Below are 1041 nucleotides of genomic sequence, written 5' to 3'. Positions count from 1 at the left end.
CGATCACATCGATTCCAACTTCGAAATCCATAATGGTATCTGCTGCTGCACTACCAGCATGACCTAAATCAGCACGCTCCCACTTAAAGATATCTTTTGCGTGATCGCCAGTACCATTTAAATCTCCGCCCCAAAGAATATCATTACCTGCACCACCTAAAAGAATATCAGATGACTGACCGCCAACTAAAATATCGTTACCATCGCCACCAATAAGAGTCGCTTCCGCAGTGCTATCAATGACTAAATTTGCTTCATCTGATGGTGCAGAACCGCCAATTTGGCCATTAGATGTAGCGAGATTATCAACCACAATACCAATATCAATCGGCGCAGATTCTGCCGTAGAGCCATCGCTTTCAGTAGAAACAGCAACAATCTCAATGTGATTATTTCCATCTGGCAAATCTGAAATATGGGCATCAGCAAGTTGATCTGGAGTTAATATCCAAACGCCATTCCCCATATCCTGACCAATCGGATTACCATGACCATCAACAATTTTGCCTGCACCCAGATTTCTCAATTCGACAGATAATGTTTCAGATGCATCAGCAGCCAAAGCAATTAATCCCAGTAACGGAATTAGAGTTCCAGATGAAGCTCTAATCGCACTCATTTGCGGCAAACTATCGCTCAAGCTTAATGTAGGTATGTCTGCTTTAGGAGTGATAGTTACAGGTACTTTGCTGGTTGTACTTTGCTCCCCACCAGAACCGACATTACCACCATCGTTGGTTGTCATAGTTAATTCATCAGAACCGCTGTAGTTTTCATCAGCAGTGTAATTAACACCTTGATCGAGCAACTTATTAATCTCATCCAACGATCCCGAAATAACCAGATCTCCAGACCCATTCCCTGTAACAACAAGTGAGCTACCTGTAGGAAGCGTAATATCTAAAATACCATGCTCTACACTTAATGTTACGGTCATACTATCGCTAGAATCGGATTCACTATAGTCAGGATCTGATACCGAGAGACCTGAGATAACAGTTGTCGTATCTTCTTGAGCAACAACTTCATTAGGCACCGTAT

1 pseudogene is annotated in these 1041 nt (G+C 42.5%); it reads right to left on the bottom strand.

From position 1 onward, the window contains the following. Positions 1 to 1041, bottom strand: a pseudogene (locus tag I3255_RS14785) (hypothetical protein); the annotation flags it as partial.

Source organism: Psychrobacter sp. Ps6, from assembly GCF_022129235.1.
In the GTDB taxonomy this organism is placed as follows: domain Bacteria; phylum Pseudomonadota; class Gammaproteobacteria; order Pseudomonadales; family Moraxellaceae; genus Psychrobacter.
The sequence above is the reverse complement of the archived record's forward strand: the minus strand, read 5'-3'. Positions and strand labels throughout refer to the sequence as shown.